This window comes from Streptomyces sp. NPDC059524, assembly GCF_042749255.1.
In the GTDB taxonomy this organism is placed as follows: Bacteria; Actinomycetota; Actinomycetes; order Streptomycetales; family Streptomycetaceae; genus Streptomyces; species Streptomyces xanthii.
The window spans coordinates 1-12,380 of record NZ_JBHYTK010000200.1; the positions used below are offsets into that span (position 1 = coordinate 1).

The following is a 12,380-nucleotide window of genomic DNA, read 5'->3' on the forward strand; positions in this document are numbered from 1 at the left end:
ATGCACGCCCTTCGGGCGGCATTTCCCCGATGAAGGCTGAACGGCGAAGCCGTTCGCCTTCAGGGGCGCGGGGCTGTGTCCGTCAGCGGCTCCGCCGCGGGGCGCGAGAAGCCCCACCGGCCCGCACCCGACAACGAACCCCACCTACCCCTCGGACAAGAACTCCGAGAACGTCCGGCGCCCCACGGAGTGGCCCGGTGCCAGGTGCCCACCCGCCCGGAACGCCCGGTACACCCGCCCGAACAGCGGCACGGACACGACGAGGCGCCGCTTCCCGACCGCCCCCAGATACGCCCGCCCCAGCTCCGCCAGCGACCTGACCTCGGGCCCGCCCATGTCCGGCACACGCCCGGCCGGCCCCGAAACCGCCAGCTCCGCCAACCGCTCCGCGACCTCCGCCACCTCCACCGGCTGATCACCGACCCCCGCCGGCAACAGCATCACGGGCAGCCGCGCCGCCCCCGCCAGAACGTCCCGCACCAGCTCGTGGAACTGCGTCGCCCGCAGCACCGTCCAGCCGAGCCCGGACGCCTCGATCATCCGCTCCACCGCCCACTTCTCCCGGTAGTAGCGCAACGGGACCCGGTCGACGCCGACGATCGAGATGAAGAGCAGGTGCGGGACGCCCGCCCGCCGCGCCGCCTCGATCAGATGCGCGGCCGCCTTCTCGTCCCCGCCGCGCGGCGACGAGGCGCAGTGCACGATCACGTCCGCGCCGGACACCGCCCGGTCGAGCGCGGGGCCGCCCTCGCGCAGGTCCACCGCGTACGGCCGCGCGTGCCGGCTGAGCACCCGCACCTCGTGCCCCGCCTCGGAGAGCCGCTCGTGGACGAGCCGCCCCAGCGTGCCCGTGCCGCCGGTCACCAGGATCGTGGTCATCGCTCCATCAGCCCCTTCGGACGTCGGCGTCCCCCTGTGGGACACCGTCGTCAGCTGGGAACCGGCGGGCTCGCGCGAATGTGACAGCCCGCGGGCCGGAACCTCAGGCGGCGGCCAGCTGCGCGTCCACGAAGGCCAGTTTGTCGGGATTCAGGACGGCCCGCGCGGCCACCACGAGCCCGTCGCGCACCTCGAAGGCGACGGTCCCGACGAGCGCGCCCGCCATCCGGGCGACCACCGCCGGCTCCCCGTTGATCTCCGCGACCGACAGCTCCGCACCGGCCAGATAGCGCTCGCCGACGCCCACGAGGAACCGCAGCACCTTGTCCCGCCCGTCGACCGGCCGGCGTGCCGCGGACACCTTGCCGCCGCCGTCGCCCCACCAGGTCACATCCGCGGCGAGCACCTTCTCCAGGCCCACGAGGTCGCCCTCCCGGGCCGCCGCCACGAACGCCTCGACCAGCTCACGCCGTACCTGTTCCGAGGGCTCGAAACGGGCCGCGGGCGCCGCGATCCGGCCCGTCGCCCGCCGGTACAGCTGCCGGCAGTGGGCCTCCTCCAGATCGAGGACGCCGGCGATCTCCCGGTACCCGTACGCGAACGCCTCGCGCAGCACGTACACCGCCCGCTCCGTCGGCGTCAGCCGCTCCAGCAGGACCAGCAGCGCGCAGGACACCGAGTCCCGGCTTTCCGCCGAGTCCAGCGGGCCGAGCGCGCCGTCCGAGGTGAGGACCGGTTCGGGCAGCCAGGGGCCCACGTACCGCTCTCGCTGTACGCGGGCCGAGGTGAGGCGGTTGAGGCAGAGGTTCGTGACGACCTTGGCGAGCCAGGCCCCCGGACGGGTGACCGCACCGGGCTCGGTGGCGCGGAAGCGCAGGTACGCGTCCTGCACGGCGTCCTGCGCCTCCTCGGCGGAGCCGAGCATCCGGTAGGCGAGCCCGAACATCCGCGGGCGGTGGCTCTCGAACTCTTCGGCGCGGGCGCTCTCCGATGCGGTCGTCACGACCCTCACCCTGCCAGAGAGCGCCCGGGGTTCAGCAGGCGCCCTGGTCCTGCCAGACACCCCACTCCCCGGTGGAGCCGGGCTGTTCGCCCTTCGTCCACCACTTGGCCTTCCAGGTGTGCCCGCCGTACGAGACGAGCGCTCCGGCGCCGTATTCGGTGGCCGTGTTCCACGCGGCGGCCGTGCAGGTGCCGCCCGTCGGATCCGGGGTCGGCGTGGGCGTCGGCGTCGGGTCGGGCGTCGGCGTGCCCGAGCCCGGCCGGACGACGGTCGTGCCGCGGGCCAGGTCGCCGGCCAGCGCGTACGTCTTCCCGCCGAAGGTCACCGTCCAGTTCGAGGGCGTCGACACCGGCTGGTAGTAGACGAAGTCGAGCGAGACGGAGGCGCCGGGCGCGAGCGACTGCCAGGCGGGCAGCTTCAGCGAGACCCGGTGGTAGTCGCCCTTGAGTCCGCCCACGTTGTCGCCCGTGTGGTCGCTGCGGACGATCGTCGTGCCGAACCCGGACTGATCCTTGGCGTTGCCCGGCGCCGAGGTCCCGTAGTCGAACTGGAACTCGGTGCCGCCCGGCAGCGTCGCGTCCGTGTTGTTGGTGATCTTCACCTTGGGCGAGATCGGGTAGTTGGAGTCGCCGAGCGGGAAGGAGCCGAAGTCCACGCCGATGTCGAGCGCCTCGGTCGGCAGATCGATCGTGGAGCGCTTCGCGCCGTACGGCTTCGCGGACTTGAAGGCGTCGTAGAGCGTGCTGGTGAGCGTGGAGCCGGGCTCGTACTGGCCCTTGGCCGCGTTCCACCCGTAGTCGCCGGCGAGTTCCCAGATCATGGTGCCGCCGATGCCCCGGTCGGCCACGTACGCGGCCTTCGCGGCGACCGACTGCTCGTCCTCGGTCGACAGGAACACCTTCTTGTCGGCGTTCCACAGCCAGGGCGCCACGAGCGTCGAGTCGTACTTGCGCTGGTAGGTACCCGTCAGCTTCGTGTCCGCCGGGAAGCCGTACTTCGTCACGTAGTCCCCGACGACGCCCTTCTCCAGGTTCTTGGCGTGCCACATCGGGTTCGAACCGGCCGGGGACTCCTTGCCGTTCGTGTCCTTGTCGTGCCAGAGGTTGTCGATGCCGACGGCGCCGTCACCGCACTTCGTCAGGCCCGCGCCCGCCGGACAGTCCGTCGAGGGCGCCTTCCCCCACAGCCCGTCGGTGCCGCCCTGCACGTTCTTGAAGCCCCGCGTGTAGTACGGGAGCCCGATGTTGATGCGCCCGGCCGGCATCGAACCGCGGAAGTAGTGGTAGGCCCAGTCGGTGTTGAGGTAGCCGATGCCGCCGTACTGGGAGGTCGAGTAGACGCCCGCCGCGGCGAGTTCGGCGTCCTTGCCGTCGTCGAACAGCGAGGCGTTCGGGCCGACGTACTCGTTCCAGGCGCCGTGCAGGTCGTACGACATGATGTTGACGTAGTCCAGGTACTTCTGGACCTGGAAGGTCTCCATGCCGCGCAGCAGATAGCCGGAGGACGGGGCCGCGACGGACAGCAGGTAGTGCCTGCCGTCGGCCGCGCCGGCCCGGTCGAGCTTCTCGCGCAGCGTCTTCATCAGGGCGGCGTAGCCCTTGACGAGGCCGGCCCTGCGGGCGTTCGCGAGCGACCAGTCCAGCGGGTTGCCCGAGTCCTTCATGGTCGTCGGGTACTCGTAGTCGATGTCGACGCCGTTGAAGCCGTACTTCTTGACGAACGCGACGGCGGAGTCGGCGAAGGTGTCGATGCCCGCCTGGTTGACGCTGCCGTCCGCGTTCGTCGCCATCGCGTAGAAGCCGCCCGAGTCGACGCGCTTGCCGTCGTCCCCGAAGTAGCCGCCCGTCTCGGCCCAGCCGCCGACGGAGACCAGCGTCTTCACGTTCGGGTGCTGCTTCTTGAACTTGGTGAGCAGGTTGAAGTGGCCCTTGTACGGCAGGTCGGGGTCCATCTCGGCGCCCGCGACACCCGGCCAGGTCATGCCCGTGGCCGCGTTCTTCGGGCCGTCGGCGCCGACCGAGATCTTGTTGTCCCCGTCGACGTGCGCGAAGGCGTAGTTGAGGTGCGTGACCTTGTCCCAGGGGATGTCAGAGGCGAGGTACGCGGGGGTTCCGTCCTGGCCCGTGCGCCAGCCCGTGAAGTAGCCGATGACGCGGCGCTGGTGGTCGGCGCCCATCTTCTCGCGGCCCTCGGTGTCGTAGACCGAGCAGTAGGGGACCGAGACGCCGGGCGTCTCGTAGAGGCCGTCGGGGCGGCAGGACTCCTGGTCGGCGGCGTGCGAGACGGTCGCGGGCAGCGAGGCGAGCAGCAGCCCCGCCACGGCGGCCGCGCCGGCGAGCAGGGCCGGTCGGCGTCTGGGCGGTCTGGGGAACGGCACGGCGGTTCCTCCCGGGGAGGGCATCGGTGATGCGCGAGTGGGGCGGGTGGACCTCGAGGCTGGGAGGAACCTAAGAGGACTAGACCATGACGTCAATAGGTCTGTACCAATCTCAACAACCGGCGCCCGCCGGGGGAGTTGGCCGCCTATTCCCTCCCGGGACCCAAAGTCACCGTTCGTGGCTGTGAGTCAGCCCACAGGGATCACCGGTAGACGTGCCGGGTGGACGTGGCACACTGGCCCTGTACCAGAAGCAGCGCACTCCGGGGTCGGTGAAAGTCCGAACCGGCGGTTACAGTCCGCGACCCGGTCACACACCAGTGACCGGTTGACCAGGTGAAATTCCTGGACCGACGGTTAAAGTCCGGATGGGAGGCAGTGCGCGGCGGGCGGGCACCTCGTGTGCGCGTCGCCGAGCTGTTGAGGGCATCCCTGTCGATGCCCCGCACGTGGCGTCGCCGCTCCCGGTGTCGTCGTCCGTACGTTCTGTCGCCGTATCGCGACAGTGCCCCGGAGTCCAGACCCTCAGAGGGAGGACCGGGGAAGTGTTCACCGGAATCGTCGAAGAGCTGGGCGAGATCACGGCCGTCGAGAACCTCGACGACGCCTCCCGCTTCCGCGTCCGCGGCCCCGTCGTCACCGACGGCGCCAAGCACGGAGACTCCATCGCGGTCAACGGCGTGTGTCTCACCGTCGTGGAGCACGAGGGCGACGAGTTCACCGCCGACGTCATGGCCGAGACCCTCAAGCGGTCCAGCCTCGGCGCCCTGACCACCGGCTCCCGGGTCAACCTGGAGCGCCCGATGGTCGCCGACGGCCGCTTCGGCGGTCACATCGTGCAGGGCCACGTCGACGGCACCGGCGCGATCGTCGAGCGCACCCCCTCCGAGCACTGGGAGATCGTCAAGGTCTCCCTGCCCGCCGAGCTGTCCCGGTACGTCGTCGAGAAGGGCTCCATCACGGTCGACGGCGTCAGCCTCACCGTCGTCGAGGCCGGCCCCGACTACTTCACCATCAGCCTCATCCCCACCACCCTCGCCCTGACCACGCTCGGCCACAAGCAGCCCGGCGACCCGGTCAACCTCGAGGTCGACGTCATCGCCAAGTACGTCGAGCGCATGCTCGGGATCCAGGAGGGCGACCGGTGAACTGGCTCAACTCGCAGGCGTTCACGCTGTTCGGCCAGCACATCATCTGGTCCGACATGATCGGCAACGTGATCGGGCTGATCGCCCTCGCCCTCGGCTGGCGCCGCTCCATATGGACCTGGCCCGCCCAGCTGGTCTCCGGCGCGATCCTGCTCACCGCCTTCGCCACCGCCCACCTCTCGGGCAGCGCGGGCAAGCAGCTCGTCGTCATCGTTGTCGCCCTCTTCGGCTGGTGGCAGTGGAACCGCGGCAAGGGCCAGGCGCAGGACGGCTCCATCGCCGTCCGCTTCGCCACCTGGCGCGAGCGCGGCTACCTGATCGGCGCCGCCGCCCTCGGCACCCTCGCCGTCGGCGGCCTGTTCACCGCCTTCCCGACCCTGTCCTGGGACCCCTGGCCCGACGCCTACATCTTCGTCGGCACCGTCGTCGCCATGTACGCCCAGGCCCGCGGCATGGTCGAGTTCTGGTTCGCCTGGCTCCTGGTCGACGCGGTCGGCGTCCCGCTGAACTTCGCCAACGGCTTCGCCTTCTCCGGCTTCGTCTACGTCATCTACGGCGCGCTCGTCCTGTGGGGCATGCGCGACTGGTGGCTGCGGTCCCGCGCCGCCACCGCCCCTGCGCTCGAAGGAGCCCACGCATGAGCACGGCAGCCCACCTCTACGAAGTGACCGACCTGGCCCTCGACCCGGTCGAGCAGGCCGTCCGGGACATCGCCGCGGGCCGCCCCGTCGTGGTCGTCGACGACGAGGACCGGGAGAACGAGGGTGACCTCGTCGTCGCCGCCGAGAAGATCACGCCCGAGATCGTCGCCTTCATGATGAGCGAGTGCCGCGGCCTGATCTGCGCGCCCATGGAGAGCGACGAGCTGGAGCGGCTCGACCTGCCCCAGATGGTCGGCAACAACACGGAGTCGATGAAGACCGCCTTCACCGTCTCCGTCGACGCCTCCGGCGCCCACGGCGTCACCACCGGTATCTCCGCCGCCGACCGCGCCACCACCCTGCGGCTGCTCGCCTCCGGCGACGCCGAGCCCGGCGACTTCGTGCGCCCCGGGCACATCTTCCCGCTGCGCGCCAAGCCCGGCGGCGTCCTGGCCCGCAACGGCCACACCGAGGCCGCCGTCGACCTCGCCCGCCTCGCCGGCCTCCGCCCGGCCGGCGCCATCGTCGAGATCGCGGGTGAGGACGGCGTCATGCTGCGCCTGCCCGAGCTGGTCCCCTTCGCCCGCAAGCACGGCCTGACGATCATCTCCATCGAGGACCTGATCGCCTACCGCCGCAGCAGCGAACCCACCGTCAAGCGTGAGGCGACCGTCCAGCTGCCCACCGCCCAAGGCGAGTTCACCGCCTACGGCTACCGCTCCACCGTCGACGGCGTCGAGCACGTCGCCCTCGTCCACGGCGAGCTCGGCGACGGCGAGGACGTCCTCGCCCGCGTCCACTCCGAGTGCCTCACCGGCGACGTCTTCCACTCGCTGCGCTGCGACTGCGGCCCCCAGCTGGAGGAGTCCATGCGGCGCATCGTCGAGCACGGCCGCGGCGTCGTCGTCTATCTGCGCGGCCACGAGGGCCGTGGCATCGGCCTCGTGTCCAAGCTGCGCGCCTACGAACTCCAGGAGCAGGGCCGCGACACCCTCGACGCCAACCTGGAGCTCGGCCTGCCCGCCGACGCCCGCGACTACGCGGCCGGCGCCCAGATCCTCCAGGACCTCGGCGTGCACAGCCTGCGCCTGATGACCAACAACCCGGACAAGACCGACGCCCTCACCCGGCACGGCCTGAAGGTCACCGCCCGGGAGCCCATGCCCGTCACCGCCGGCGAGCACAACCTCGGCTACCTGCGCACCAAGCGCGACCGCATGGGCCACGACCTGCCCTGGCTGGACGCGCCCCGCACGTCCACCTGCAGCAACCAGTGATCAACCGTCCCATCAGCTACGTACGTACGAGGAGAAGCGCGTGAGCGGCAAGGGTGCACCCGAACTGAGCGTCAAGAACTGCGGAGACCTGCGCGTCGCCGTCGTCGCCGCCCAGTGGCACGAGAAGGTCATGGACGGCCTCGTGAACGGCGCCCTGCGCGCCCTGACCGAGCTGGGCATCAGCGAGCCCACCGTGCTGCGCGTCCCGGGCAGCTTCGAGCTCCCCGTCGTCGCCAAGGTCCTCGCGAGCCGCGGCTACGACGCCGTCGTCGCGCTCGGCGTCGTCATCCGCGGCGGCACCCCGCACTTCGAGTACGTGTGCCAGGGCGTCACCCAGGGCCTGACCCAGGTCTCCATCGAGACCGGCGTGCCCGTCGGCTTCGGCGTCCTGACCTGCGACACCGAGGAGCAGGCCCTGGACCGGGCCGGCCTCGAGGGCTCGAACGAGGACAAGGGGCACGAAGCGGTCACCGCCGCCGTCGCCACCGCGACCACGCTGCGTACCGTCGCCGAGCCCTGGCGTTAAGGGGCGAGGAGAGCCGCGTAAAGTAGGCACCACCATGTCCAATAAGACGTTCGAGGAGCTCTTCACCGAGCTCCAGCACAAGGCAGCCAACGGCGACCCCGCCACGTCCCGCACCGCAGAGCTGGTCGGCAAGGGCGTCCATGCCATCGGCAAGAAGGTCGTCGAGGAGGCCGCCGAAGTCTGGATGGCCGCCGAGTACGAGGGCAAGGACGCCGCGGCCGAGGAGATCTCGCAGCTCCTCTACCACGTCCAGGTGATGATGGTCGCCCGCGGCATCTCCCTCGACGACGTGTACGCGCATCTCTGAGCCCGTACGCCGATCCCGTCAGCACACCCGTTTCTCACGCCTGTCACGACTCTCCACGCAAAGGAATCCGACCTCATGCTGCGCATCGCCGTCCCCAACAAGGGTTCACTGTCCGGACCTGCGTCGGCGATGCTGCATGAGGCCGGATACCGCCAGCGCAAGGAGTCCAAGGAACTCGTCACGGTCGACCCGGACAACGAGGTGGAGTTCTTCTACCTCCGCCCCAAGGACATCGCGATCTACGTGTCCTCCGGCAAGCTCGACATCGGCATCACCGGCGAGGACCTGCTGATCGACTCGGGCGCCGACGCCGAGGCGATCCTGCCGCTCGGCTTCGCCCGCTCCACCTTCCGCTTCGCCTCCCGCCCCGGCGCCGTCAAGAGCGTCGCCGACCTCGCGGGCCGGACGATCGCCACCTCCTACGAGGGCATCGTCGGCAAGTACCTCGACGAGCACGACGTCCAGGCCTCCGTCGTCCACCTCGACGGAGCCGTCGAGACCGCCATCGAGCTCGGCGTCGCCGACGCCATCGCCGATGTCGTCGAGACCGGCACCTCGCTGCGCAACGCGGGCCTGGAGGTCTTCGGCGAGCCCATCATGCGCTCCGAGGCCTGCGTCGTCCGCCGCAAGGGCGCCGAGACCGACGACCCCAAGGTCCAGCAGTTCCTGCGCCGCCTCCAGGGCGTCCTCGTGGCCCGCACCTACGTGATGATGGACTACGACTGCCGCGCCGAGCACCTGGAGAAGGCCGTCGCCCTCACCCCGGGCCTCGAGTCGCCGACCGTCTCCCCGCTGCACAACGAGGGCTGGGTCGCCGTGCGCGCCATGGTCCCCGCCCGCGACGCCCAGCGCATCATGGACGACCTGTACGAGCTCGGCGCCCGGGCCATCCTCACCACCGCGATCCACGCCTGCCGTCTCTGAGACCGCCTCCGAGACCGCCGCGAGGACCGCTCAGAGGACCGTGAGGACTTCCCGCCATGACTGACCTGCCGACGCTGCCCGTCACCTTCCGGCCGAGCCGCACCCGCGCCATCCTGCACGGGCTCGGCGCCGCCAGCTTCGTGACGATCACCGCCGTCGCCCTGCTGCTCGGCGGACTGAACCCGGGGGAGCGGACCAGCTTCGTCTTCACCGCGGCCATGTTCTGGGGCGTCCTCGCGCTGCTCGCCCGGCCCAAGGTCGTCGCCGACGACAGCGGCGTCACCGTCGTCAACGTCGCGCGCAGCCGCCGGCTCGCCTGGGCCGAGATCGTCCAGGTCAACCTGCGGCCCGGCGACCCCTGGGTGTTCCTCAACCTCACCGACGGCACCAGCCTGGCCGCCATGGGCATCCAGCCCGGCATCGCCAAGGAGAGCGCCATCCGTGACGCCAAGGCGCTGCGCGCCCTGACCGAGGCCCACAGCACCGTCCAGGGCTGAGGACCCCCGCTTCGGGGCGGTCTCCGGGAAGGCTCAGGGCCGTGGGGCCTGCCGCACCACCCCTGTCGTGATTAATCTGGTGACGGGGCGCGCCTCGAGTGCCGCCCCGCCCCCGACGCGCCCCCACGGGCGGCCGGGGGCTCCGACTGACTTAGGAGTGACTCCCTCCAGCGATGGACGGATCGTCCGGTAGTACCTGCGCCGCCCCCTCCCGACATAGCGCGCCCCGCGCGCTGACGTCACCGGAGGCGGCGGCATGACCATCCCGTTGCTGCTTCTCGCGGCCGCCTTCCTCCTGATCCTCGCCAACGGCTTCTTCGTGGCCGCCGAGTTCGGCCTCGTCACGGTGGAGCGCCCCGACGCCGAGCAGGCCGCCGCCGCCGGCGACAAGCGGGCCCGCACTGTCGTGGCCGCGCTCAAGGAACTGTCCTTCCAGCTCTCCGGCACCCAGCTCGGCATCACCATCACCTCACTGGTCGTCGGCATGCTCGCCGAACCGGCCCTCGCCGAACTGCTGCACGGCCCGTTCACCGCCGTCGGCGTCCCCGAGGGCGCGGCGCGCGGCATCAGCGTCGTCGTCGGCATGCTCCTCGCCGCCGCCGTCCAGATGGTGATCGGCGAACTCGTCCCGAAGAACTGGGCGGTCTCCAAGCCGCTGCAGGTCGCCCGCTTCGTCGCGGGCCCCCAGCACGTCTTCTCCCGCCTGTTCCGCCCGGTCATCGCCGTCCTTAACGCCGTCGCGAACCGCCTGGTGCGCGCCCTCGGCGTCGAACCGGCCGACGAGCTGGCCTCCGCCCGCACCCCGGGCGAACTGGTCTCGCTGGCCCGCCACTCGGCGCAGGCCGGCGCCCTGGAGCAGGACACGGCGGACCTGTTCGTCCGCACCCTGTCGCTCGCCGAGCTCACCGCGCAGCACGTCATGACCCCGCGCGTGAAGGTCAGCGCCCTCCAGGCCTCCGCGACCGCCGAGGACGTGGTCAACCTGACCCGCGCCACCGGCCTGTCCCGCTTCCCCGTGTACCGGGAGCGGATCGACGAGGTCGTCGGCATGGTCCACCTCAAGGACGCCCTCGCGATCCCCGCGCACGAGCGGCTGCGCACGCCCGTCGCCCGGATCGCCCAGGCCCCGCTCCTCGTCCCGGAGACGCTCCCGGTGCAGCCGCTGCTCGCGCGCCTGCGCAGCGAACAGCCCATCGCGGTCGTCGTAGACGAGTACGGCGGCACCGCCGGGGTCGTCACCCTCGAGGACATCGTGGAGGAGCTCGTCGGCGAGGTCCGCGACGAACACGACCGCCACGACCTGCCCGAGCTCGCCCCGCTGCCCCCGGAGGACGGCCGCCCCGCCTGGGAGGCCGACGGCAGCTGCCGCGTCGACGTCCTGCGCCGCATCGGCCTCGAAGCACCCGACGGCCCGTACGAGACCGTCGCCGGACTCGTCGCCGATCTGCTCGGCCGCATCCCCGCCGCCGGCGACAGGGCCGAGCTGCCCGGCTGGCGGCTCGCCGTGCGCCAGGTCGACCACTACCGGGCCGAGCGGGTCCGGATCGTCCGGCTCGCGGACGCCCCGCAGCCCGTCCTGGAGGCGGCCCGATGAGCGCCCTGCAACTGTTCTTCGCCGCGCTGCTGGTGCTGGCGAACGGGTTCTTCGTCGGCGCCGAGTTCGCTCTCGTCTCCGTGCGCCGCAGCCAGATCGAACCCATCCCCGGCAACCGCGCCCGCCAGGTCCTCTACGGACTCGAGCACCTGCCCCAGATGATGGCGGCCGCCCAGTTCGGCATCACCGTCTGCTCGCTGACGCTGGGCGCGGTGGCCGAGCCGACCGTCGCCCGTCTTCTGGAGCCGGTCTTCGAGGCGGTCCACCTGCCCGAGGGCATGATCCACCCCCTCGGCTACGTGATCGCGCTCGCTGCCGTCGTCTTCCTCCACCTCGTCATCGGCGAGATGGTCCCGAAGAACCTGGCGATGGCCGCGCCCGAGAAGACGGCGCTGTGGTTCAGCCCCGGGCTCGTCGCGTTCGCCCGCCTGTGCAAGCCCGTCACGATCGCCCTCGGCGCCTGCGCCCGGCTGGTCCTGCGGCTCTTCCGGGTCGAGCCCAAGGACGAGGTCGAGGCCGTCTTCACCAGCGAGCAGCTCAACCGCCTCGTCGAGGACGCGGGCCAGGCCGGCCTGCTCGGACCCGAGGAGCAGGAACGGCTCGAGGACGCGCTCGAACTGGGCTCGCGCCCGGTGACGGACGTGCTCCTGGCCCGCCCCTCCCTGGTGACGGTCGGCCCGTCCGTGACCCCCGCCCAGATCATCGAACTGACCGGCCGCACCGGGTACTCCCGGTTCCCGGTCTGCGCGGACGGCGGCGCGTTCATGGGCTACCTGCACGTGAAGGACGTCCTGGACCTCATCGACGGCCCCGACACGGACCGCGCGGTCCCGCAGCACCTGTGGCGTCCGATGACGACCCTGCGCTCCGAACTGCCGCTGGACGACGCCCTGACGGTGATGCGCCGCGCGGCGACCCACCTGGCCCAGGTCGCGGACGCGTCGGGCCGCGTCCTGGGCCTCGTCGCCCTGGAGGACGTCCTGGAGCTCCTGGTCGGCGAGGTCACCGACCCGACCCACCAGGTCCCTCCGGCCCGGACCCGTGTGGACCTGTCGGCCTGAGCGGGTCCCCTTTCGGCTTTCCCCCGGTGGGGGCTGGCCGCGCAGTTCCCAGCGCCCCTGAGATGCGCACTTCGTGCGCGATCTCATCGGGGCGGTCACCGGTCCGGGCGGTCACCGGTCGGGGAAATGCGACCCGAAGGGTCCGC

Annotated in this window: 12 protein-coding genes and 1 riboswitch; of the genes, 9 read left to right on the forward strand and 3 right to left on the reverse strand. The window is 71.3% G+C overall.

Translation table 11 applies throughout. The features are described 5' to 3' along the window. Positions 1–144: 144 nt before the first annotated feature. The 3 genes from ACFW9D_RS34810 to ACFW9D_RS34820 all read right to left on the reverse strand — a co-directional run bounded on the left by ACFW9D_RS34810 (position 145) and on the right by ACFW9D_RS34820 (position 4,283). Positions 145–879, reverse strand: a complete 735-nt coding sequence (locus ACFW9D_RS34810) for an SDR family oxidoreductase (protein ID WP_384628828.1) — start codon at positions 877–879, stop codon at positions 145–147. 103 nt (positions 880–982) lie between these two features. After that, entirely contained in the window at positions 983–1,882 is a 900-nt protein-coding gene (locus ACFW9D_RS34815; protein ID WP_223206206.1) for an RNA polymerase sigma-70 factor, read from the reverse strand. 31 nt (positions 1,883–1,913) lie between these two features. Next, positions 1,914–4,283 (reverse strand): chitinase C-terminal domain-containing protein, encoded by a 2,370-nt coding sequence (locus ACFW9D_RS34820; protein WP_384628831.1) that lies wholly within the window; start codon positions 4,281–4,283, stop codon positions 1,914–1,916. A gap of 230 nt (positions 4,284–4,513) precedes the next feature. Beyond that, positions 4,514–4,645: riboswitch (FMN riboswitch) on the forward strand. A gap of 159 nt (positions 4,646–4,804) precedes the next feature. Here ACFW9D_RS34820 and ACFW9D_RS34825 point away from each other — a divergent pair. The 9 genes from ACFW9D_RS34825 (at position 4,805) to ACFW9D_RS34865 (ending at position 12,234) form a co-directional block, all read left to right on the forward strand. After that, entirely contained in the window at positions 4,805–5,407 is a 603-nt protein-coding gene (locus tag ACFW9D_RS34825; RefSeq protein WP_188340057.1) for a riboflavin synthase, read from the forward strand. Continuing rightward, positions 5,404–6,048, forward strand: a complete 645-nt coding sequence (locus ACFW9D_RS34830) for a nicotinamide mononucleotide transporter family protein (RefSeq protein ID WP_188340058.1) — start codon at positions 5,404–5,406, stop codon at positions 6,046–6,048. Before ACFW9D_RS34825 ends, ACFW9D_RS34830 begins: the two co-directional genes overlap by 4 nt. Beyond that, positions 6,045–7,325: a bifunctional 3,4-dihydroxy-2-butanone-4-phosphate synthase/GTP cyclohydrolase II gene (locus ACFW9D_RS34835; protein ID WP_384628835.1), complete on the forward strand. Its 1,281-nt coding sequence runs from the start codon at positions 6,045–6,047 to the stop codon at positions 7,323–7,325. The genes ACFW9D_RS34830 and ACFW9D_RS34835 overlap by 4 nt, the downstream gene beginning before the upstream one ends. A 40-nt stretch (positions 7,326–7,365) precedes the next feature. Continuing rightward, positions 7,366–7,851 (forward strand): 6,7-dimethyl-8-ribityllumazine synthase, encoded by a 486-nt coding sequence (gene ribH / locus ACFW9D_RS34840; protein WP_188340060.1) that lies wholly within the window; start codon positions 7,366–7,368, stop codon positions 7,849–7,851. A gap of 34 nt (positions 7,852–7,885) precedes the next feature. After that, positions 7,886–8,158, forward strand: a complete 273-nt coding sequence (locus tag ACFW9D_RS34845; RefSeq protein ID WP_188340061.1) for a phosphoribosyl-ATP diphosphatase — start codon at positions 7,886–7,888, stop codon at positions 8,156–8,158. A 75-nt stretch (positions 8,159–8,233) separates the two neighbouring features. Continuing rightward, complete coding sequence (gene hisG / locus ACFW9D_RS34850; RefSeq protein ID WP_188340062.1) at positions 8,234–9,082, forward strand: ATP phosphoribosyltransferase; 849 nt, start codon at positions 8,234–8,236, stop codon at positions 9,080–9,082. A gap of 56 nt (positions 9,083–9,138) precedes the next feature. Continuing rightward, positions 9,139–9,579, forward strand: a complete 441-nt coding sequence (locus ACFW9D_RS34855; protein ID WP_384628839.1) for a PH domain-containing protein — start codon at positions 9,139–9,141, stop codon at positions 9,577–9,579. Positions 9,580–9,835: 256 nt separating this feature from the next. After that, the gene (locus ACFW9D_RS34860) at positions 9,836–11,173 is read left to right on the forward strand and encodes a hemolysin family protein (protein ID WP_188340064.1); all 1,338 of its coding nucleotides are present in this window, start codon (positions 9,836–9,838) and stop codon (positions 11,171–11,173) included. Beyond that, positions 11,170–12,234, forward strand: coding sequence for a hemolysin family protein (locus ACFW9D_RS34865; RefSeq protein ID WP_188340065.1), 1,065 nt, complete (start codon positions 11,170–11,172; stop codon positions 12,232–12,234). Before ACFW9D_RS34860 ends, ACFW9D_RS34865 begins: the two co-directional genes overlap by 4 nt. Positions 12,235–12,380: the final 146 nt, after the last annotated feature.

Coding starts and splice junctions, on each gene's coding strand:
- ACFW9D_RS34810 (WP_384628828.1), bottom strand. CDS start 879: ATGACCACGATCCTGGTGACCGGCGGCACGGGCACGCTGGGGCGGCTC.
- ACFW9D_RS34820 (WP_384628831.1), bottom strand. CDS start 4,283: ATGCCCTCCCCGGGAGGAACCGCCGTGCCGTTCCCCAGACCGCCCAGA.
- ACFW9D_RS34835 (WP_384628835.1), top strand. CDS start 6,045: ATGAGCACGGCAGCCCACCTCTACGAAGTGACCGACCTGGCCCTCGAC.
- ACFW9D_RS34845 (WP_188340061.1), top strand. CDS start 7,886: ATGTCCAATAAGACGTTCGAGGAGCTCTTCACCGAGCTCCAGCACAAG.
- hisG (WP_188340062.1), top strand. CDS start 8,234: ATGCTGCGCATCGCCGTCCCCAACAAGGGTTCACTGTCCGGACCTGCG.
- ACFW9D_RS34855 (WP_384628839.1), top strand. CDS start 9,139: ATGACTGACCTGCCGACGCTGCCCGTCACCTTCCGGCCGAGCCGCACC.
- ACFW9D_RS34860 (WP_188340064.1), top strand. CDS start 9,836: ATGACCATCCCGTTGCTGCTTCTCGCGGCCGCCTTCCTCCTGATCCTC.
- ACFW9D_RS34865 (WP_188340065.1), top strand. CDS start 11,170: ATGAGCGCCCTGCAACTGTTCTTCGCCGCGCTGCTGGTGCTGGCGAAC.